Genomic DNA, 19,749 nt, shown 5'->3' with positions numbered 1-19,749 from the left:
CCCGCAAACGGCCAAGAGATGGTCCTCGACCGGGCAGCAGCGGTATCCGCATCGCCGGCGGAGGCGAACCTGCCGCCGCTCGCGCCCTTGATCGATGCCCATATTCATCTCGATACTTATAAGGAGCACGAGACGCAGACGCTGCTTGGGAGTCTGAAAGATGCCGGCGTCGCAGCCGTCATCGGCGTGTCCATGGATTTGGCATCGAGCCAAGCCAATCTGAGGCTTGCCCAGGCTTGGCCCGGGCAGGTCTATCCCGCCTTCGGCTTCCATCCCGAGCAGCCGCTCCCTGCTGACCGCGAGATCGACGCGCTCTTCGGCTGGATGGCGGAGCATGCGGACGACATGGTCGCCGTCGGCGAAGTCGGCCTGCCGTACTACTCGCGGCTGGGGGCTGCCGAAGCCGGACTTCCTTGGGATAACGGGCCGTACGAGGCGCTGCTTGAGCGCTTCGTACGTTTTGCCCGGGACCATAACAAGCCGATCGTGCTGCATGCCGTGTACGAGGATGCGGATATCGCCTGCGATCTGCTGGAAAAGCACGGCGTCTCCCGCGCCCATTTCCACTGGTTCAAAGGATCGGCGGACACCGTGCGGCGCATGGCGGATAACGGATATTACGTCTCGTTTACGCCGGATATCGCCTACGAGGCGGAAATCCAGGAGCTCGCACGCCGGTATCCCGCCTCCCAGGTGATGACCGAGACCGACGGGCCTTGGCCGTTCGAAGGGCCGTTCGCCGGTCAGATGACCCATCCCAACATGACCGCAGAGGTGGCTTCGGTATGGAGCAGCATTTGTGGCGTCCCCCTGCCGGAAGCCAGGGCGCTGCTGCATGCCAATGCCTGCCGTTTTTACGGCCTTCCGCGCTAAATCAAAAAAGGGTCTGCCCGCTATGGGCAGGCCTTTTTCTTTTTACAAACCCAGGATATGCCCTTAATACAGCTTCTGCTTGTTTTCAATCCGCTTGGTATCCAGATTCAGTTCCTGATAATAGATCATGTTCTTGTCCACCTTGGTCACGTTGAAGATAACGCCGGTCTTCCGGGACGTTTCGGGACCCTTCACCACTGTGACGGTCTCAGCGAACACCTCGTCCGGATCCGGCACGGCTTTCAAGGAATTCACACTGATCTGGCTTCGGTACGTATTCGGATGCTTATCGAAATACTCCGTAGACCGAATCAGCCTGCCATCCTCGTCCCATCTGGGCTCGCCGAAGGTGTTCAGCACAGCGTAGGGCTTCAAATCTCCGGTATAGTAAAGCTCCGACTTATAGCGTTCGGGATTGCGGCTCGTTACGCGGGTGACGATAAAGTATGGCCCGGTAGGGCTTAGGGATACGCTTGACTCCTTGGCGCTGTATGTATGCTTGATGACGAGCTTTTCCGTTTTCGCCTGATAGTCTCCGAGATAGACCTCGAAGCTGCTGCCGTCCGTCGATTTGATGTATACGTATTTTTGGGTGAGCCGGGAATAGCTCAAGCTTTTCACCGTCCCCGTGTTGGTCAGGGCCTTCATCTGATCGGCAAAAGAGGCGTTACTCCCCTGCGTCCCCTGCTCCGCTGTTCCGGCCGCCCCACCTGATGAATGACCGTTCTCCGCATTGTCAGGCTTACCTGCCTCCTCACCGGCGCTGATGGGAGCGGGAGTCCTTCCAAGGCCGTCATTCAAGCCGCCCGGTTCCGTGCAACCCGCCAAGGCCAGAAGCATACAGCATCCCGGCAGTACCATTTTGAATCTTGTCCGCATGTATGGCTGCTCCTTTTCCATATAATGATCATTTCTATAATCTTTCAATCTGGGATAAGCGATTATAAGCATTATAGAGACCCCTGCTTGTCTATAAAAGAGTGGCTCCGTTACTTTTGGATGAAGGTTTTGTCACCATTCCTAAGTTATTTACCCAGGAAAAGGAAAATTGGCACAACAGACACAATAAAAAAAAGACCTGCGCTATTTAAACGCAAGCCTCTTTTTGTATCATAATCGAGTTACGGCGGCTGCCGGTTTATTTTTTCATAAAGCCTTTACCGCTCAAAAACTCCCGCATGTGCAGCCGGATTGGCTCGGCCAAACGATCGGCCATAATCTGTGACCATGGCGTATCCCGCTTGCCGCCGGTCCGCTCGGCCAGGTAGCGCTGCATCGTTTGGTCATATGCCTGCACCGGCTCCTGAATCCGCTCCTCCTGGTAACCGTTGCGGTGCAGAACCGCCTCCACCGGCAGACGCGGACGAATGCCCGGCTCCTGATCCGGTACACCCAAGCACATGCCGAATACCGGGTAGACAAGCTCCGGCAGGTTCAGCAGCTCGGACAATTCGGCGATCCGGTTACGGATGCCGCCGATATAGACGATGCCAAGCCCGAGCGATTCCGCGGCGACTGCCGCCGTCTGTGCCGCTAAGGCCGCATCGACCGTGGCCACGATAAAATTCTCCGTCGAATCCACATACGACTCCCGGCCGGCCATGTGCCCGGCGGTGACCTGATCCAAACGGTGCAAATCCGCGCACCAGATCAGAAACACCGGGCATTCCTCGATATAGGCCTGATTGCCGGCTAATTCGGCCAGCTGCTTCTTCAGGGCCGGGTCCGTGGCCGCGATAACACTGTAGGCCTGAACATTGCTGGAAGTGGAAGCGCACTGTGCCGCAGAAATGATCTCGTTCAGCTGCTCCTCCGTGACCGGTTCATTCTTGAACTTGCGGATGGAGCGGTGGTTTTTTATTAAGGATATAACCTCGTTCATCAGTCATACATCTCCTAACGCGAGTGGTTGTTCACAAGACGTCTCATGGTTGAATCCCGCCTGCAATCATGTGCAACAGGCAGACACCGGACCCTTTTATTATAAACCAATCCTCGTCCTTTCAAAAAATTGATGCGCGGTGGCTTCCCCTGTTCTATTTTTCATAGAAATCCATTAGAGTGTATTTAGATAAATATCTAATTTCACTTATGCTAAATCATTTATTGTTTGTTAATCACGTTAACGATTTGAACCGCAACACTAACGGTCTATGCCAAGGAGGTCCCTCATGAATCCGATTGCCACCAGCACCACCTTTTATCTCGTCCGGCACGGCACCAAGGTCCGCGCCATAGGCGATGTCCCGCTTTCCCCCGAGGGAGTACTGGAAGCCCGTCAGACCGCCCGGCATTTAGGCCGGCTGCCCCTGGCCGCGATTGTATCCAGCCCGCTCCGGCGGGCGGCGGACACGGCCGGATATATCGCTGAAGCGTCCGGCCTTCCCGTGCACACCGATGTGCGCCTGAGGGAGCGCGCCAACTGGGGCGACCTTCCCGGTCAAACCTTCGAAGCGTTTGTGCGCATGTGGGAACGATGCACGAACGACCGGGATTACGTCCCACCCGTCGGCGACTCCGCGCGGCAGGCCGGCGACCGGCTGTCATCGCTGCTGTCGGAGCAGGCTTTACAGCATCCGGGCCAACATCTCGCCTTGGTCACCCACGGCGGACTGATCACGGATTTTCTGCTCAATGCCTTTCCCGAGAGCGAGCTGAACCACTGGCACCCCTCCTTTGTCTCCAGGCAGAGCGAGCTGGTGCCGGAGTGCTCGATCACGACCGTCCTGTCCGGCGGGCACGGCGGATTCGTTCTGGCCGGGTTCGCCTCCATCCAGCATCTTCAGAAGTAACCGGCAGCACAAAGCCCCGGCAGGGGGATTGTGGCAAAGTCCCTGCCAGGGCTCGGATGGATCCGTCCATGAAGCGCATGGCGATCCGTTATCTGTTGAGCGAGTTCCACATTGAAACTTGGCTTCATTACAGTGTAGCCATATCAATGACGAACCGGTACCGCACGTCGCTGCGAAGGACGCGTTCATAAGCCTCGTCGACCTGGTCGGCGCGGATCACCTCAATTTTAGGAGCAATGCCGTGCTCCGCTGAGAATTCAAGCATCTCCTGCGTTTCCCGAATGCCGCCTACGAGCGATCCAGCAATGCTGCGGCGGCCCATAATTAAGGAGAACACGTTGTACTGATCCGGCGTGCCCGGTGCACCGACATTCACAAGCGTACCGTCGACGCGAAGGAGTGATAGATACGCATCTACTTCAAGATTCGCGGATACGGTGTTCAGGATGAGATCGAAACGGCCGGCCAGCGTTTTGAACGTATCCGGATCACTCGTGGAAAAGTAATAGTCTGCGCCGAAGCTCCGGGCTTCGTCTTTTTTACCCATGGAGCGGCTCAAAACCGTGACTTCCGCACCCAGGGCATGCGCATATTGGATCGCCAGGTGGCCGAGTCCGCCCATCCCCAAAATGGCTACTTTTTTGCCGGGACCAGCGTTCCAATGCTTCAATGGGGAATACGTGGTGATGCCGGCGCAGAGCAGCGGGCTTGCCTCGCTCAACTCCAGACCTTCCGGGATCCGGACTACGAATCTTTCCGTAACGACGATCCTTTGGCTGTACCCGCCATAGGTCGGGTTGCCGTCATAGTCCAGCGAATTATAGGTCTGAACGACGCCCTTCGTGCAATACTGTTCTTCCCCCATGAGGCAGTATTCACACGCTCCGCACGAGTCTACAAAGCAGCCCACGCCAACGCGGTCACCCACCGCAAATTGGGTTACTTCCGAACCTACGGCCGCTACGATGCCGGCAATTTCATGACCGGGAACCATAGGGAATATCCCCCCGCCCCACTCATCGTAGGCACTATGTATATCCGAATGGCAAATACCGCTGTAATGAATATCGATTAAAACGTCGTCCGGCCGCAGCTCTCTCCGCTCAATCGTTGTTTTTTCAAAAGGCTTTTTTGCGCCTGGGGCGCTGAGCACGCGTGTTTTACACATGTTTTCTCACTACTCCTTTACTCATGGAATTGGGTTGCCTTATTGGATTGCATGTTTAGCATAAATCTTAAAGTTCACTTTAAGTCAAGGGTATTTTTCCATCACTTAAAGGACCACGATCCTTTGGCATAAACACTTCCTATTCCTGAGTTCTTTACGCAGATTTTGCTCAGGCATCCTCTGTTTTTCATATTGTGTTCCGTTTTCTCCAACAACCTGCTGCCTGCCCCATCAGCATTCTACACATCCAGCCGCTCATTTCTGTTACCTCTGAACATCACTTATGCTAAAGTTAACTTTAACAACAAATACAGAGGGGTGTATCCATGAACAGTATAAAAGAGGTCACGCAGATGACTGGAATATCGGCTTCCACGCTCCGGTACTATGAAAATGAAGGCTTGCTCCCTCATGTCAAACGCGATGAGAACGGAAAACGCCAATACGATGATGAGGACCTGGAATGGGTCCATTTCATTACCGCACTTCGGGCAACGGGCATGCCAATCGTGCAGATACAGAGATATGTCCAGTTGTATCAAGCGGGCGATTTCACCATTTCGGAACGTAAAGCGATGATGCTCCAGCATAAAAAGGATATTGAACACAAAATAGCCGATCTCTACCGCAATTTGGATAAAATCAATTATAAATTGGCGCTGTACGACGTGCTCGAAGCTCAAAGGAATCATGCGGACATTAAAATTTGACCGACCCGGGCCATATTGCCAGGCATCAGTCCTGATCAGGAGATACGGGAAATGATTTACACGCAAAAAGCCCAAGGGGCCGGCGTTCATCCGGTTCCCTTGGGCGTATTTGACGTGCAGCATATGCAGTTAAACTAGCGACCGGCATAACCTTTGCCACCGCCGTTTAAGTCTAATCGGCGGCAGCGTCACAGCTTCACCCGCTGCAGGCGCAGCGCGTTCAGCACGACCGACACGGAGCTGAACGCCATCGCGGCGCCGGCCAGCCATGGCGCCAGGAAGCCCGCCGCGGCGATCGGGATGCCGACCGTGTTATAGGCGAGCGCCCAGAACAGGTTCTGCTTGATGTTGCCCATCGTCCGGCGGCTCATCAGAATCGCGTCGGCGATGGCGTTCAGGTCGCCCCGCATCAAGGTGACGTCGGCGGCCTCCATCGCCACGTCCGTCCCTGTGCCGATCGCCATGCCGATATCAGCTGTGGCCAGGGCCGGGGCGTCGTTGATGCCGTCCCCGACCATCGCGACCTTGCGGCCGGCCTGCTGCAGCTTCTTCACTTCCTCGGCCTTGCCTTCCGGCAGCACCTCCGCCAGCACGCGGCGGATGCCGGCCTGGGCCGCAATCGCCTGCGCCGTCCGCTCGTTGTCGCCGGTGATCATGACGACCTCGATGCCCATCTCCTGCAGGCGGGACACCGCCTCGCGCGACGTCTCCTTGATCGTATCGGCGACGGCTACGAGCCCGGCATATCTGCCGTCCACCGCCACCAGCATCGCCGTCTTCCCGGCCTCCTCCAGCCGATTCATCACCGGAATGGCGCTGTCCAGCGCTACTCCTCGTTCGGCCATCAGCTTCCGGGTGCCGATCAGCACGAAGCGGCCGTCGACCCGGGCGGAGACGCCGTAGCCCGGCAGATTGGCAAAATCCTTCGCTTCCGGCAGCGGCAGCCCTTTGCTCCGCTCCTGCGCGCCCGCCACAATGGCTTCCGCCAGCGGGTGCTCGGAATGCTTCTCAACCGCCGCGGTCATCCGCAGCAGCGACTGCTCGGTCATGAGCGGCGCGGGCACCACGTCCGTCAGCTGCGGCTTGCCGCTCGTCACGGTGCCGGTTTTGTCCAGCACCACCACCTGGACGTCCTGCGCCGACTCCAGATGCTCCCCACCCTTAAACAGGATGCCGAACTCCGCGGCCCGGCCGGAGCCGGCCATGATGGAGGTCGGCGTCGCCAGTCCGAGCGCGCACGGGCAGGCGATGACGAGCACCGCGATGGCTTTCTCCAAGGCAGGGGCAAAGTGGCCCGGGTCCACAAGGAAGTACCAGGCCAGCCCGGTTACAATCGCTATGCCGACCACGATCGGCACGAAAATGCCGGAAATGACGTCAGCGATCCGCTGGATCGGTGCCTTGGAGCCCTGCGCCTCCTCCACCACCTTGATGATCTGGGCCAGCGCCGTCTCGCTGCCGACCTTCGTCGCCCGGATGCGCAGCACGCCGTTCTTGTTCAGCGTGGCGCCCACTACGTTGTCCCCGGCCCGTTTCTCGACCGGGAGGCTTTCGCCGGTAAGCATCGACTCATCTACAGAGGACGATCCTTCGAGTACCCGCCCGTCCACCGGGATCTTCTCCCCGGGACGGACGAGCACGGTATCGCCGGCGGCCACGTCCGCGACCGGGATGCTGACCTCTTTCCCGTCCCTCAGAACGAGTGCCGTTTTGGCCTGCAGCCCCATCAAGCTTTTGATCGCCTCCGAGGACCGGCCTTTGGCAAGCGCCTCAAACCACTTGCCCACCAGAATCAGCGTGATCAGAATGCTGCTCGTCTCATAATACATTTCCACCGAATGGTTCATTCCCATCGCGGCGGAGGCAATCGTCAGATACAGACTGTAAAAATAAGCGGCCGATGTACCCAGAGCGACCAGCACGTCCATGTTGGCGCTCCAATTGCGCAGCGCTTTATAGGCTCCGACATAGAACTGCCCGCCGATGATGAACTGTACCGGCGTAGCCACAATCAGCTGGAACCAAGGGTTCATGAACAGCGAGGGTACCGGGATCCATGCCGTAAAGGAAAAGTGGCCAACCATCGCCCATAGAAGCGGCAGGGAGAGAATGGCCGACATCATCCACTTCCACCGCTTGTGCTGGATCTCCTGACGGCGGAGCTCGGCGGTATCCTTGGCTTCCTGCTTCGGAATCGCCTTGTACCCGAGCTGCTCCACCTTATGCATCATGTCCTGCACGGTCACCGTCCCCGGCATATATTCCACCCGGGCCGTTTCCAGCGCCAGATTGACATTCGCCTCCGTCACGCCGGACAGCCGGCCGAGCCCCTTCTCGATCCGGGTCGCGCAGGCCGCGCAGGTCATTCCCGTAATGTCAAAATCCATCGTTTCCTTCATCGTGCCGTAACCGAGCGATACGATTTTGTCTTCCAGCTGCTTCAGATTTGTCTGCTTCGGATCATAGGTGACGGAGGCCTTCTCCAATGCCAGGTTCACGTTCGCCCGGCTGACGCCCTCCATCCGGCCTAGCCCCTTCTCGATCCGGGCTGCGCAGGCCGCACAGGTCATTCCCGTAATGGACAGGGTCGTATGCTTCTCCGATTGATCCGGCGTATGCTGTTCCATAGCCGCGTCCTCTCCTTTCCCCAAGTCTATGGCATACCCCAGCGGGGTATAAACTAGAGTCAAAAAAGGCAGCGCCCGCAAATCACGTAAATTCGCATCGCTGCCTGGTATAAGCGGAGGACATCCTCGCCTCAGCTATCTTCTGAAACTCGTATTCGAGGCGTAACATCCGCCTGATCTAATGTTTAGACAACATCGTAGCCTTGATCCTCAATCGCTGCCTTAATGGTGTCCAGGCTTACTTTGTTCTCGTCGTAGTCCACAGTCACCGTATTGGACGGCAAGTCAACCTTGCCTGCGGCGCCGGCATTCTTCACCGCGCCTTCTACCGCATTGACGCAGTGGTTGCACGACATACCTTCAACGTTAAGCGTAACCTGTTTCATCATATATTCCTCCTTAAGTTGGATAATCCCTGCTTCTCATGCAGGTATTATTTCATTAATTTCTTCACAGTAACCAGCAGTTCGTCAATCACTTCATGGTCCCCGGCTTCGATCCGCTCGACCACGCAGCTCTTCATATGACCCTCCAGGAGCAGCTTGCCTACGCCGTTCAGGGCCGATTGGATCGCCGCGATCTGGTTCAGCACATCATCGCAATAGGTATCCTTCTCGATCAGGCCTTTCACGCCGCGGATCTGTCCTTCAATCCGGTTCAAACGGGTAATCAAATTGTTCTTGGTTTGTTCCGAATGGTGGCTGTGCCGCTCGCTGCATCCCCCTTCGCAGGAGCTGTCAGGACCGGCAGCGGAGAGCAGGGCATCGCCCCTCATTCCTTCGACCTTCATTTCGACCTTCGCCATAAGGACACCTCCTATGCCGCTTTGATACTATCATTATACGATACCCCCCAATAGTATGCAAGCACAGAACCGTCAGATGATGATTCGTTTTCCATTCCGCCTTGAAAATTAAAGGAATTAAGATTTAACAAGGCGAAATAAACATCTGATTCGAATATCCATTTTTTTGCTGCAGGGAGATAAATCTTATGTTCAAAAAACGTCTAATTACACAGCAGCAAATTCCCGGGTTGGTCGGCACGACGGTGTTCTGCCTGCTTGGCACCCTTCTGTTCCTGCTCCACATGCGCAGCCTGTCCCTCGCATATACTTCGGCGGACTGGTTTCTTCTTGGCTCCATGCTTGCCGCGTCGCTGGTCCTGTATATGTATACCTTCCAGGTTCCCCCGGACGGGAGCAAACAGTCGATGGACTCGGTCGTGTATCTGGCGTGCATCTTTACTTATGGGAGCGCGGCTTCTCTGGTCATGCTGCTGGTCAGCGCGGTCATCTTCGCCTTCATCGAACGGAAATTGGCATGGTGGAAGCACCTTCTCAACTTCTCCATCTATTCCATTATGATTTCCGGTGCAGGCGGCATGTTTCATCTGATGGGCGGCCGTCAGGGCTACCTTCAGAACGTTCATTTGCCGGCATACTTCGGCGCCCTCGTTGCTTATTTTATACTGAACCTGATATGTATCAGCTTGTACTACTGCTTGATGTACCGCAACCGGGACAACCTGTACGCCCTGCTGAAGGGGTTGCTGCGGGAATCCATGCTTGTCTACTTATGCATCCTGATCCTCTCTCTCGTGCTCACGATCATGGTCGTTCATAACGGCGTGACGGGACTGGGGCTGTTTCTCGGCATCAGCCTGCTGCTGTCCCACCTGTTCCGGATGCAGTTCGGCATGTATCAGCAGGTGCAGGAGCGCGCCAATACGGATCAGCGGACGGGATTGTACAATCACACCTACTTCGAGCAAATACTCGACGTGCAGCTGCAGCAGGCGAGAAATACCGGCAAGCCGCTGTCCCTGGCCATGGTCGATATCGACGATTTCAAAAAGTACAACGACCACTTCGGTCATCTGAAGGGAGACCGGCTGCTGGGCCTCATGGGCCAAATTTTAAAAGAGGAATCGGAAATGGCCGGCATTTCCGCCTCCCGGTACGGCGGCGAGGAGTTTTCCCTGCTGATGCCCGGTTACGATACGCAGCAAGCCCTCGAGTTTATCAACCGTCTGCGCAAACGGATCAACGACACCCCTTACGAAGGCGTAGAAATTTTTCCGCATGGATGCTTGTCCTTCTCAGCCGGCATTTCCGGATACAAGCCCGACATTCACGACAAATCGCTATTGGTGGATCAGGCGGACCAGGCCCTCTACGGCGCCAAAAAACAGGGTAAAAACACCGTACAAATCTTCGGGGAATCCCAGCCTGTTCGGGATGAGCAGGACATCGCCCAGGACGTCAAAAACATCGAGCAGCTGCTCAGCCTGTTTCTGTACAAGGATATCGATACGTTCAAGCATTCCAAGCGGGTGTTTCGCTACGCCATGGATATGAGCAAAGTACTCGGGCTGGACCCGGTCAGCCGGAAGCAGTTCGTGCTCGGGGCACTCATCCACGATATCGGCAAGCTCGAAATACCGCGCGACATTATCCGGAAGCAGGGCAAGCTGAGCCCTTCGGAATGGGAAACGGTGAAAAAGCATGTCGTTTGGGGCAAGGAAATCGCGCTCATTCAGGAGCCGTTCAAAGCGCTGGTGCCTTATATCGAGCTGCATCATGAACGGTACGACGGCAAGGGGTATCCGCACGGGTATCAGAGGGAGGAAATCCCCCTGCTGTGCCGGATGCTCACCGTGATCGATTCCTTTGACGCCATGACCTCGGAGCGCCCATACCAGAACACCAAATCGGTCGAAGATGCAATCCGCGAGCTGCGCGCCTGTGCCGGAACCCAGTTTGACCCGGACCTGACCGAGCTGTTCATTCGGTATATCGAAGCCAGACAGAAGGGCAAAGCCCTTCCTGCTGCGGATGTGAACCTTCTCTATGCGGGTTCGCCAACAACGTCTTGATTTCACACGTATTCTATTTATATGAACGAAAAACCCGGCGCATGTCTGCAAGCATGATCCGGGTTTCTTTAACTTGATTTAATTGCTTTCTTAATCTAAAAAGATACCCTTGCGGGTACCTTTTTCTGTCCGTCCGGATCAGCCCAGCCGGCTTACCCGCGCTCCGTGTTTAACTCGTATGATGTTTGGTGTAATTCCTTAATCATGTGCTGCAGGAACATGTTCTGTTGACGGCTGATTCCGTACTGGTTATCCTTGATGATCAATTGTTGAATCCGTTTCTTCAGCAGCTCACTCCGACGTTCCAATACAGCCAAACTCATGAATAACATCACTCCTGATTTCAATTTTTTCGTTCATTGGGAACTCCCTTTTTATTATATCGAGACCTGAAACTTATTGAAAATGTGCTGAAAATGGCTGATCCCGGCCCTCGCGGGCTGAACCGCGATGACCGGGGCTCAGAGCCCCCAGCCGGAGAAATCCTGCCGTATCCTCCGGTATCCGGCAAGTCAGCCGCCAAATATCCCATTTCATGGAAAAATTTAGCTTCCGAAAAAGAAGAATCGCCTAGATCCATCCAGCTTCATGGCGAAAGTTCACGAAATCGATGAATCCTGTGGTCGGCTATAGCCCATTAGGGTCATTTTCATCACGGAACGATGGCTATACAATTACCAATGTGCCGGCCGCAAGCGGCGGTAACGGCACCGAAATCAAAGTAGGTGAATCCTTGATATGTTCAAACGTAATATGAACCCGCTATGGGTGTGGATGCTGGTGATCTTTATCGGAGTGCTCATTCATCCTGCCGCCAGTTCGGCCCATGCCTATCTGACCAAGTCCAGCCCGTCCGATAATGAAGTGATGACGCAGGCGCCAGCTAAAGTGACGCTTAAGTTCAATGAGGCGCTGCAGCCGGCCTTTCACTCCATCATCGTGATGGATTCGTCCGGAGCAAAGGTTAACCAGGGCAGCAGCAGAGTTCCGGCCGGACAGCCGGCCGTCCTGGAAGTGGACCTGAAGACTGGTCTTCCGGACGGTATTTATACAGTTCAGTGGAAAGCCGTGTCCGGCGACGGCCATCCGGTGAACGGAACGTTTCCGTTCCAAATCGGCACAGGCAGCCAGAATACGGCCAGCCACATTGTGTACGCTGGTTATACGCCGGGCGCCGATCTAATCCTGATCCGCTGGGTCTTTTATGTAAGCTTGGCTTTTCTGCTTGGCGTTTTATGTTTTTATCTATATTTGCTGCCTGCGGGCGGAGGATCCCGGCATCCGGTGTTGTCTCCTCGGAGCAGTAAGCTTCTGGGCATATCCTATGCCGCTCTGATCCTCGGTGTGCTCCTGAGCCTGCCGATGCAGACGGCGATCGAAGCTGGAGTCGGCTGGAGCGAGGTGTGGAACGCGGAGCTCCTCGGCAAAATGCTGCGCATTACGAGCTTCGGCCATATTTGGCTGGTGCAGGTCATCCTTGTACTGCTCCTGGGCGCGCTGCTCTACGCCGCAACCCAGAGCACCGAGCAAAAAGGGCTCCGTGCGTTGTATGCGGGCACGCTGCTGACCGGCGTGGGGCTGCTGCTGTCCAAGGCATTCATTGGGCACGCCGCTTCGGCCGAATCGATATGGATGCCGGTATTTATGGATTTCCTTCATCTCGTGTCGGTTTCCATCTGGCTCGGCTGCCTGCTCGCACTCGGCTTGATTCTGCCTAGGGAGGCATCACTGCCAGCCGAACCGGATCTTCGTAAAAAGAGTTACTTCGCGGTCATTGAGCGCTTCTCTCTATGGGGCACCACCTTGGTGGCGGCTGTGCTGATCAGCGGCGTGTACGCCTCGCTGACGTATGTACCGACCTGGTATTCGCTCCTTCACACCGCCTACGGACGCATCCTGCTGCTGAAATGTGTGCTGCTGCTGGTGATGCTCGGCTTCGCCGCCGTGCACCTCATCCGCGGGCAGCGCCGCAGCAAGCCTCTTGGCGCCGGCGTATGGATCGAGTTCGCGGCCGGCATTGCGGCCTTGGTGCTCGCCGCCGCCCTCTCGAACCTGCCCCCGGCATCCTCTAATCCGGGGCCGGTGAATGTGCAGCAGACGCTGGATAACCGCACCGTCGTCACGCTGCAGATCAGCCCGAATATCGCGGGCGAGAATACCTTCGAGGTAGGCGTGAAGGATGCCAGCGGCAAGCCGGTGCAGGGCATTCAGCAGATCAAGCTGACGCTGACCTCGCTGGACATGGATATGGGCAAATACGAAATCGAAATTCCCGGCGCCGACAAGACGTATAAAGCCCAGGACCTGATCAGCATGGCAGGCCGCTGGAACGTCCATGTCCATATTTTGACCGAGTCCCTCGACGCTTGGGATACCGACTTCCAGATTACCGTAGGAAGCAGTTGAAGCATGCGGGGCAAATGATATCGGCCTCATCACAAAATACAATATAAAGGGGTATTGAGCATGAAAAAATTGTTGAGCAAACGCATCCCGTTCTTGATCACGGCAGCCGCCGGCCTGCTTCTGTTTTCCGGCATCGCCAGCGCCCATGTGACGGTCAAGCCGGCCACATCGGCTCCGGGAGCCTGGGAAACGTACACGATCAAGATTCCATCAGAGAAAGAAGCTGCCACTACCAAGGTAACGTTAAAAGTGCCGGAGAACGTGGACCTTAAACAGTACCAGCCGGTGCCGGAGTGGAAAGTCACGACCGAAAAGGATGCCTCGGGTAAAATCAAAACCATCACGTGGAGCGCTACCGGGGCCGGCATTAATGCCGGAGAATTCCAGCAGTTTAACTTCGTTGCGCAGAACCCGGACCAGGATGCCGATGTCGCCTGGGACGCCTACCAATATTACAAAGACGGCAGCATCGTGGAATGGACGGGTGACGAAGGCGCGGATTCACCGCACTCCATCACCAAAATCACTGCCACGGAATCCACGGAGCCTGCCGATCACGGCCATGACGACACAGCCTCCACGGATAACGGAGCCGGGGCCGACACGTCCGCTCAGGACCAGGCTGCCGCATCGACTCCTGCCCCGGCCGCAGCGGATTCCGGAAGCAGCGGCGTTCAGACCGCGACACTGGTCGCTTCGATTGCCGCCCTGCTGCTGTCCATCGTGTCCTTGATCACTTCGTTTACGAAAAGACGGCAATAAATGACCAGCAAAAACAGCTGATCAGAGAAATTGTCCATGACAGCTCGACAAAGCGATGTTAAAAACAAAAAGAAGCTGCCCCGCATCAAAGCGGAGCAGCTTCTTTTTCGTTACCGGCAGGCGGGTATCAAGCGTTGCCGCCTGGGCACCCTATATGCTAATTCCTATTTCTTACCACTGTGTTCGAGGATCATATCCACGAACAAATCGATTTGGCCCATAATAGCAATCGGATCATAGCGGTAGAACGTGTCAAAGTCGTTATAGTAGATGCGGTCGTTCTTTGCGGCCGCCAGGCTGTTCCATACCGGGGAAGCCTTCAGTTCCTTCAGCTTGTCGCCCTTCTTCTCCGGATCGTAGGTCGTCAGGAACATGTAATCCGCCGCATACTCGGGCAGGAGTTCCATGGACAGCTGCAGCGTCTGGTTTTCCTTGCTGTTCTTCGCAGGACGTTTCAGCTGAAGTGCATTGTACAGCACCTGGCCGCCGCGGCCGGCATTGTCGCCGAACGTCCACAGCTCGCCCTTGTCCGTCAACTCGTAGATGCCGAAGGTGGCGTTCTCGTCCACAACGCCTTTGAGCTTCTCACGGGCAGCTGCTGCTTTTTCGTCGAACGCTTTGATGAATTCCTCTGCCTTTTCCTTTTCGCCGGCAATGTCGCCGAACAGGCGCACCGTATCGTCAACGTTAGTTGCTGTGCCGTAAGGAATGTAGATAGTCGGTGCGATTTTGGACAACGCTTCATAATTGTCGTCATACATGACGACGATCAGGTCCGGCTTGAGCGAGAGCGCCTTCTCAGTATTGATTGGATAGCCTACATCCTCTACTCCGTTCAGCTTATCCTTCAGGAACGGGTTTTGGAAAATGCTCGGTTCCGCGCCCACCACAGGGGCGCCAACGGACAGCAGCTCGCCGCCATAATAATCGGTTACGATGCGCTGCGGCTTTACGGGAATCTCCACGTCGCCTTTTTCTGTCTTGTACGTACGCGTTCCTCCGTCCGACGCCGTTTCCTTCGAATCCGATGCGGCTGTCTCCTTGCCTGAAGTTTCGGCTGCCGTCCCGCCGGATGCCGCTGACCCGCTGCCGCCGTTATTGCCGCCGCAGGCCGTCACCAGCATGGAGAGCATGACCACCAGGATCATGACCGTAAACGATGATTTGGACCTTGTAAACATAATAACCCCCCATAGGTATGTAATACGTCAGTAATGATAATCATTATCAATTGAAAACTTATCAGCTCGCCGGCCCCTTGTCAATCTTTATTTTCTTGCCGGGAAATCAGCATCGTCCAGAGATTTACCTAATACCTGTAGGGTTTCACCTGCGCACTTCCTTATGGAGAATGGCCTTCTTCCAGTGCATTGCAGAACCAACGCTCAATTGTGCCAGATTTATGCCGATTTCATATTTCTCATTGCCAAGAGGCCTGCTGTTCATATAAAATGAGTAATTGAGAATGAAGTGAGAATGAGAATCAATTTCACGGAAATAGGTGACAATATATGAATCAGCAGGCAGCAGCGAATATGACCCCGGACTCCAAGGAACGCCTCCGTTCCCGTCCGAAGACCGCCAGCCTGATACTCATCGGCGGCCTTGCCGCGCTCGTTCTGAGCATGGGATTATCGATCTCCTTCGGAGCGGCCAATATCCGGCTGTCTGAAGTATGGTCGGCCGTGTTCAATTTCCATGCGGATGTGGTCAATCATCAAATTATTCGGGATTTGCGCCTGCCGCGGGTCCTTGCCAGCGCGATGATTGGTGCAAGCTTTGCGGTAGCCGGCGCATTGATGCAGGGGATGACCCGCAATCCGCTCGCTGACTCGGGACTCCTTGGCATTAATGCGGGTGCAGGCTTCGCCCTTGCGCTATGCTTTGCCTTCTTCCCCGGTCTGTCCTTTATGTACCTGATCCTGTACGCCTTTCTCGGCGCGGGCGTCGGTGCCGGACTCGTCTACGGCGTCGGATCGCTCGCCCCGGGAGGGCTTACCCCGGTACGCCTCGTTCTGGCCGGCGCGGCGCTCAGCTTGCTGCTGACCGCGCTCAGCGAAGGCGTGGCGCTGTACTTTCACATCGGCCAGGACCTGGCCTTCTGGTATGCCGGCGGCGTAGCCGGTACGAAGTGGGTGCAGCTCAAGATCATGTTCCCATGGATCGCCGGCGCCTTGATCGGCTCGCTGCTCATTTCGCGGTCGATCACGATGCTGAGTCTCGGCGATGAAGTCGCCAAGGGGCTCGGGCAGCGCACCGCCCTAATCAAGCTGGCCGCCGTACTCATCGTGCTCGTCCTGGCGGGTTCCTCGGTAGCCGTGGTCGGATCGGTGGGCTTCATCGGGCTCATTATCCCGCATGTCACCCGCTATCTCGTCGGCGTCGATTACCGCTGGATCGTCCCTTGCTCGGCGGTGCTGGGCAGCCTGCTGGCGGTCCTCGCCGACTTGGCGGCAAGAATGATCAATCCGCCGCATGAAACCCCGATCGGGGCGATCATCTCGCTGATCGGCGTTCCGTTCTTCCTCTATCTTGCACGAAGAGAGGTAGGGGATCTGTAATGTCCGAACGACAAGCGGTTTCTACTTACGAACAGCGGAGAAAGCTTCGCGGCATGACCGTCATGCTGATTCTCGCGCTGCTCATTATTGCAGTCTTTATTATCAGCATGAACACCGGCTACATACGGTTAAGCCCGCTCGACCTGATCCGGACGCTGTTCGGGCAGGGATCGGATCAGGAGAACCTGATTCTCTTCGAATTCCGGCTCCCGCGGATCGTCATTTCGGTGCTGATCGGTGCGGGACTGGCGGTGTCCGGAGCGGTCATGCAGGGGATTTTCCGCAATCCGTTGGCCGACCCGGGCATCCTCGGCATCAACTCGGGAGCGGGGCTGATGGTCATGCTGCTCGTGTCGTTCTATCCGACGACGCAGGCGATGCCGGTATTCCTGCTCCCTCTCTTAGCCTTTGTGGGCGCGGGATTGACGGCTGCACTGATTTACTCCCTGTCCTACACGCGGAACAAGGGAATCCGCCCGATCCGGCTGATGCTGACAGGCATTGCCGTCGCCGCCGGCATTCAGGCGGCCATGATCGTGCTGACGCTCCGGCTGAAGCCCGAGCAGTATCAATTCGTCGCGACATGGCTAGCAGGGAGCATCTGGGGAACAAACTGGAAGTTTGTCCTCTCCCTTCTCCCTTGGATCGTAGTTCTGGTGCCGTACATTATTTATCGGGCACGGGTGATGAACGTGCTGCAGATGGGAGAGCAGATGGCGACCAGCCTTGGCGAAAATGTACGCAAAGAGCAGTTCCGCCTGCTCGCCGCTGCCGTCGCCCTGGCTGCGGCCAGCGTAGCCGTCAGCGGCGGGATCGCCTTCGTCGGGCTCGTCGGTCCGCATTTGGCCAGACGCCTCGTCGGTCCGAAGCATCAGATGCTGCTGCCGGTCTCGGCGCTCATCGGGGCGCTGCTCGTTATCGCGGCCGACACGATCGGCCGCTGGATTCTGCAGCCCTCCGGCGTACCGACGGGCATCGTGGTCGCCGTCATCGGCGCACCTTATTTTCTGTATCTGCTCGCAAGAGCGAAAAGTTAAATGCCAGTGCTTGATATAGATCTTATTTTCCGACTTTTGGATCGGATCATACCTGAATGGACTTGGAGGGAAAACCATGAGTGAATCATTGGAGCTGTACGACGTAACCATCATCGGGGGTGGCCCTGCCGGCATGTATGCGGCTTTTTACAGCGGGATGCGCGACCTGAAGACCAAGCTGATCGAAGCGAAGGACGAACTGGGCGGACGGATGCTGATTTATCCGGAGAAGATGATCTGGGACGTCGGCGGTACGGGACCGATTCTATGCCGCAACCTGATCGAGCAGTTGAAGCAGCAGGCGCTGACTTTTGATCCGACCGTCGTGCTGGGCCAGCAGATTGTCGGCCAAGAGCGCCTGGAGGACGGCACCATTCTGCTTACTTCCTCAACCGGAGAGAAGCACTGGACCCGCACCGTCATCATGGCGATCGGTTACGGCATCCTGGAGATGGCGAAGCTCGATATCGAAGGTGCCGACAGGTTCGAAGTGAGCAACCTTCACTATACGGTGCAGGAGCTCGAGCCCTTCCGCGGCAAGCGCGTGCTCATCTCCGGCGGCGGCGATTCCGCCGTGGACTGGGCCAATGAGCTCGAGCCGATCGCAGCCAGCGTCTGTGTGGTACACCGGCGCGAGCAGTTTGGCGGCCATGAGCGCAACGTGGTTCGCATGAAGCAGTCCTCCGTCCAGATCCATGTTCCCTATACCGTCCGCCAGCTGCACAGCAGCGACGGGTGCGCGATTAACCAGGTTTCGATCTGCCACGAAGAGAGCGGCGATACCCTTCGCGTGGACGTTGATGCGGTCATCGTCAACCACGGCATGCGGTATAACTTTGGGGCGATCCGCGACTGGGGCATCGATATGGGCGAATGGACGGCGAACGTCAGCGACAAGCTGGAAACGAATGTGCCGGGAATTTTTGCCGCAGGAGACTTTGTGGACTACAGCAGCAAAGTGAGACTGATCGCTGGCACATTCACCGATGCTGTGCTTGCCACGAACAGCGCCAAGCTCTACATGGATCCCGAAGCTCCCAAGGTTGCATATGTTTCTTCGCACAATGAGCGGTTCAAGGAGAAAAACCGGGCGCTTGGCGTCATCGACGAAGACCACTAACACCGGGTACCGGCCAGGAAAGACTGTCTAGGCTTCAGGACATGAACCATTAACAGGATAAATTAACCGAACCAGAACCTTCAATGGGATAACTTCGATCTGAATCCCATAGAAAAAAGGCCTGCATGATCGTGCAGACCTTTTTGCCGTTTATATCGGATTATTCTATGATTTCACACGGGTTCATTGCTTAGGAGTCGATCTTGACGCCCTTCTTGGCCGATTTCTGATCGGCACTCGAATTGTTCAGAACAGGAAGCATTTTCGTATCCCGCACCATCGGGGAATTACACAACCTGCAGGTCGGCTCATGCTCAAAGGCGAAATTATCGCGCATCCACCCTTTGCACCCTTCCTTCGTACAGGACCAGATCGCTGTATTTTCCTCAGGTATTTCCTCCATCGACTTTTTGCGGTAGTTCATGCTCAGTCCCCCTTTTATGAAGTATAAAACCAAACTGTATAAACGGACGCCCTGCAGCAGTCAACCTCCGCCAAGAACGGATCTTGGACAAGCCTGCTTGGTCTATATGAAAAAACTGCCCTTAACGAATCTGTTAAGGGCAGCCGCTTGTTGATGTTACAGTTTCACTACGTTCTCAGCTTGTGGTCCACGGTTGCCTTCAACCACGTTGAATTGGACGCGTTGTCCTTCGTCCAACGTTTTGAAACCATCGCCAGTGATTGCACTGTAGTGTACGAAAACATCGTTTCCGCCTTCAACTTCGATGAATCCGAAGCCTTTATCGGCGTTAAACCATTTAACTGTACCTGTTTGCATGGGGCTGTACCTCCAAAATTGAAATTTAATATGAT

General features: G+C 55.9%; 19 protein-coding genes. 9 read left to right on the top strand and 10 right to left on the bottom strand.

Features of this window, described 5'->3' with window-relative positions; all coding sequences use genetic code 11:
* Nucleotides 1–18 precede the first annotated feature (18 nt).
* Nucleotides 19–873, top strand: coding sequence for a TatD family hydrolase (locus IAE55_RS14360; RefSeq protein ID WP_200633217.1), 855 nt, complete (start codon nt 19–21; stop codon nt 871–873).
* A gap of 63 nt (nt 874–936) precedes the next feature.
* Here IAE55_RS14360 and IAE55_RS14355 read toward each other — a convergent pair whose 3' ends face one another.
* Together IAE55_RS14355 and nfsA are read right to left on the bottom strand one after the other, a co-directional pair.
* Nucleotides 937–1,752, bottom strand: coding sequence for a hypothetical protein (locus tag IAE55_RS14355; RefSeq protein ID WP_200633099.1), 816 nt, complete (start codon nt 1,750–1,752; stop codon nt 937–939).
* A gap of 259 nt (nt 1,753–2,011) precedes the next feature.
* Nucleotides 2,012–2,755 (bottom strand): oxygen-insensitive NADPH nitroreductase, encoded by a 744-nt coding sequence (gene nfsA / locus IAE55_RS14350; protein WP_200633098.1) that lies wholly within the window; start codon nt 2,753–2,755, stop codon nt 2,012–2,014.
* 271 nt (nt 2,756–3,026) lie between these two features.
* Here nfsA and IAE55_RS14345 point away from each other — a divergent pair, with 271 nt between their 5' ends.
* Nucleotides 3,027–3,665 (top strand): histidine phosphatase family protein, encoded by a 639-nt coding sequence (locus IAE55_RS14345; protein ID WP_234489554.1) that lies wholly within the window; start codon nt 3,027–3,029, stop codon nt 3,663–3,665.
* A 127-nt stretch (nt 3,666–3,792) separates the two neighbouring features.
* On the opposite strand, the gene IAE55_RS14340 is transcribed toward IAE55_RS14345, so the two are convergent.
* Nucleotides 3,793–4,833, bottom strand: a complete 1,041-nt coding sequence (locus IAE55_RS14340; RefSeq protein ID WP_200633097.1) for an NAD(P)-dependent alcohol dehydrogenase — start codon at nt 4,831–4,833, stop codon at nt 3,793–3,795.
* 326 nt (nt 4,834–5,159) lie between these two features.
* Here IAE55_RS14340 and IAE55_RS14335 point away from each other — a divergent pair, with 326 nt between their 5' ends.
* Nucleotides 5,160–5,543 carry a MerR family transcriptional regulator gene (locus tag IAE55_RS14335; RefSeq protein WP_200633096.1) on the top strand — a complete coding sequence of 128 codons (384 nt, stop codon included), beginning with the start codon at nt 5,160–5,162 and terminating at the stop codon, nt 5,541–5,543.
* A gap of 188 nt (nt 5,544–5,731) precedes the next feature.
* On the opposite strand, the gene IAE55_RS14330 is transcribed toward IAE55_RS14335, so the two are convergent.
* From IAE55_RS14330 to IAE55_RS14320, 3 genes are all read right to left on the bottom strand, one after another.
* On the bottom strand, nt 5,732–8,170 hold the full coding sequence (locus IAE55_RS14330; protein ID WP_200633095.1) for a heavy metal translocating P-type ATPase: 2,439 nt from the start codon (nt 8,168–8,170) through the stop codon (nt 5,732–5,734).
* 185 nt (nt 8,171–8,355) lie between these two features.
* A complete protein-coding gene (locus IAE55_RS14325; protein ID WP_105445797.1) occupies nt 8,356–8,556 on the bottom strand; it encodes a copper ion binding protein in 201 nt (66 codons plus the stop codon).
* Between the two features lie 47 nt (nt 8,557–8,603).
* On the bottom strand, nt 8,604–8,945 hold the full coding sequence (locus IAE55_RS14320; RefSeq protein WP_105445843.1) for a metal-sensitive transcriptional regulator: 342 nt from the start codon (nt 8,943–8,945) through the stop codon (nt 8,604–8,606).
* 218 nt (nt 8,946–9,163) lie between these two features.
* Here IAE55_RS14320 and IAE55_RS14315 point away from each other — a divergent pair, with 218 nt between their 5' ends.
* The gene (locus IAE55_RS14315; RefSeq protein ID WP_200633094.1) at nt 9,164–11,047 is read left to right on the top strand and encodes a bifunctional diguanylate cyclase/phosphohydrolase; all 1,884 of its coding nucleotides are present in this window, start codon (nt 9,164–9,166) and stop codon (nt 11,045–11,047) included.
* A 152-nt stretch (nt 11,048–11,199) separates the two neighbouring features.
* Here IAE55_RS14315 and IAE55_RS14310 read toward each other — a convergent pair whose 3' ends face one another.
* Nucleotides 11,200–11,370 (bottom strand): hypothetical protein, encoded by a 171-nt coding sequence (locus tag IAE55_RS14310; RefSeq protein WP_163880247.1) that lies wholly within the window; start codon nt 11,368–11,370, stop codon nt 11,200–11,202.
* 415 nt (nt 11,371–11,785) lie between these two features.
* Here IAE55_RS14310 and IAE55_RS14305 point away from each other — a divergent pair, with 415 nt between their 5' ends.
* Together IAE55_RS14305 and IAE55_RS14300 are read left to right on the top strand one after the other, a co-directional pair.
* Nucleotides 11,786–13,453 carry a copper resistance CopC/CopD family protein gene (locus IAE55_RS14305; RefSeq protein WP_145161585.1) on the top strand — a complete coding sequence of 556 codons (1,668 nt, stop codon included), beginning with the start codon at nt 11,786–11,788 and terminating at the stop codon, nt 13,451–13,453.
* A 60-nt stretch (nt 13,454–13,513) separates the two neighbouring features.
* On the top strand, nt 13,514–14,215 hold the full coding sequence (locus IAE55_RS14300; protein ID WP_200633093.1) for a YcnI family copper-binding membrane protein: 702 nt from the start codon (nt 13,514–13,516) through the stop codon (nt 14,213–14,215).
* 164 nt (nt 14,216–14,379) lie between these two features.
* On the opposite strand, the gene IAE55_RS14295 is transcribed toward IAE55_RS14300, so the two are convergent.
* A complete protein-coding gene (locus IAE55_RS14295; protein ID WP_105445800.1) occupies nt 14,380–15,396 on the bottom strand; it encodes an ABC transporter substrate-binding protein in 1,017 nt (338 codons plus the stop codon).
* Between the two features lie 330 nt (nt 15,397–15,726).
* On the opposite strand from IAE55_RS14295, the gene IAE55_RS14290 reads away from it, so the two are divergent.
* From IAE55_RS14290 to IAE55_RS14280, 3 genes are all read left to right on the top strand, one after another.
* A complete protein-coding gene (locus tag IAE55_RS14290) occupies nt 15,727–16,776 on the top strand; it encodes a FecCD family ABC transporter permease (protein WP_076172685.1) in 1,050 nt (349 codons plus the stop codon).
* On the top strand, nt 16,776–17,813 hold the full coding sequence (locus IAE55_RS14285; RefSeq protein WP_145161591.1) for a FecCD family ABC transporter permease: 1,038 nt from the start codon (nt 16,776–16,778) through the stop codon (nt 17,811–17,813). Before IAE55_RS14290 ends, IAE55_RS14285 begins: the two co-directional genes overlap by 1 nt.
* A 76-nt stretch (nt 17,814–17,889) precedes the next feature.
* Complete coding sequence (locus IAE55_RS14280; protein ID WP_076172681.1) at nt 17,890–18,933, top strand: NAD(P)/FAD-dependent oxidoreductase; 1,044 nt, start codon at nt 17,890–17,892, stop codon at nt 18,931–18,933.
* 190 nt (nt 18,934–19,123) lie between these two features.
* Here the strand turns inward: IAE55_RS14280 and IAE55_RS14275 are convergent, their stop codons facing one another.
* Both IAE55_RS14275 and IAE55_RS14270 read right to left on the bottom strand, forming a co-directional pair.
* On the bottom strand, nt 19,124–19,357 hold the full coding sequence (locus IAE55_RS14275; protein WP_076172678.1) for a cold-shock protein: 234 nt from the start codon (nt 19,355–19,357) through the stop codon (nt 19,124–19,126).
* A gap of 156 nt (nt 19,358–19,513) precedes the next feature.
* On the bottom strand, nt 19,514–19,714 hold the full coding sequence (locus IAE55_RS14270; RefSeq protein WP_076172675.1) for a cold-shock protein: 201 nt from the start codon (nt 19,712–19,714) through the stop codon (nt 19,514–19,516).
* Nucleotides 19,715–19,749: the final 35 nt, after the last annotated feature.

The sequence above is a fragment of the Paenibacillus sp. S28 genome (assembly GCF_016624415.1).
Taxonomy (GTDB): domain Bacteria; phylum Bacillota; class Bacilli; order Paenibacillales; family Paenibacillaceae; genus Paenibacillus_AQ; species Paenibacillus_AQ favisporus.
Note: the sequence above shows the minus strand (reverse complement) of the source record. Positions and strands in the feature narration are given on the sequence as shown.

Excerpts from the sequence above, each read along its gene's own strand:
- IAE55_RS14360 (WP_200633217.1), top strand. The coding sequence starts at position 19 with ATGGTCCTCGACCGGGCAGCAGCGGTATCCGCATCGCCGGCGGAGGCG.
- IAE55_RS14355 (WP_200633099.1), bottom strand. The coding sequence starts at position 1,752 with ATGCGGACAAGATTCAAAATGGTACTGCCGGGATGCTGTATGCTTCTG.
- nfsA (WP_200633098.1), bottom strand. The coding sequence starts at position 2,755 with ATGAACGAGGTTATATCCTTAATAAAAAACCACCGCTCCATCCGCAAG.
- IAE55_RS14345 (WP_234489554.1), top strand. The coding sequence starts at position 3,027 with ATGCCAAGGAGGTCCCTCATGAATCCGATTGCCACCAGCACCACCTTT.
- IAE55_RS14340 (WP_200633097.1), bottom strand. The coding sequence starts at position 4,833 with ATGTGTAAAACACGCGTGCTCAGCGCCCCAGGCGCAAAAAAGCCTTTT.
- IAE55_RS14335 (WP_200633096.1), top strand. The coding sequence starts at position 5,160 with ATGAACAGTATAAAAGAGGTCACGCAGATGACTGGAATATCGGCTTCC.
- IAE55_RS14330 (WP_200633095.1), bottom strand. The coding sequence starts at position 8,170 with ATGGAACAGCATACGCCGGATCAATCGGAGAAGCATACGACCCTGTCC.
- IAE55_RS14325 (WP_105445797.1), bottom strand. The coding sequence starts at position 8,556 with ATGAAACAGGTTACGCTTAACGTTGAAGGTATGTCGTGCAACCACTGC.
- IAE55_RS14320 (WP_105445843.1), bottom strand. The coding sequence starts at position 8,945 with ATGAGGGGCGATGCCCTGCTCTCCGCTGCCGGTCCTGACAGCTCCTGC.
- IAE55_RS14315 (WP_200633094.1), top strand. The coding sequence starts at position 9,164 with ATGTTCAAAAAACGTCTAATTACACAGCAGCAAATTCCCGGGTTGGTC.
- IAE55_RS14310 (WP_163880247.1), bottom strand. The coding sequence starts at position 11,370 with ATGAGTTTGGCTGTATTGGAACGTCGGAGTGAGCTGCTGAAGAAACGG.
- IAE55_RS14305 (WP_145161585.1), top strand. The coding sequence starts at position 11,786 with ATGTTCAAACGTAATATGAACCCGCTATGGGTGTGGATGCTGGTGATC.
- IAE55_RS14300 (WP_200633093.1), top strand. The coding sequence starts at position 13,514 with ATGAAAAAATTGTTGAGCAAACGCATCCCGTTCTTGATCACGGCAGCC.
- IAE55_RS14295 (WP_105445800.1), bottom strand. The coding sequence starts at position 15,396 with ATGTTTACAAGGTCCAAATCATCGTTTACGGTCATGATCCTGGTGGTC.
- IAE55_RS14290 (WP_076172685.1), top strand. The coding sequence starts at position 15,727 with ATGAATCAGCAGGCAGCAGCGAATATGACCCCGGACTCCAAGGAACGC.
- IAE55_RS14285 (WP_145161591.1), top strand. The coding sequence starts at position 16,776 with ATGTCCGAACGACAAGCGGTTTCTACTTACGAACAGCGGAGAAAGCTT.
- IAE55_RS14280 (WP_076172681.1), top strand. The coding sequence starts at position 17,890 with ATGAGTGAATCATTGGAGCTGTACGACGTAACCATCATCGGGGGTGGC.
- IAE55_RS14275 (WP_076172678.1), bottom strand. The coding sequence starts at position 19,357 with ATGAACTACCGCAAAAAGTCGATGGAGGAAATACCTGAGGAAAATACA.
- IAE55_RS14270 (WP_076172675.1), bottom strand. The coding sequence starts at position 19,714 with ATGCAAACAGGTACAGTTAAATGGTTTAACGCCGATAAAGGCTTCGGA.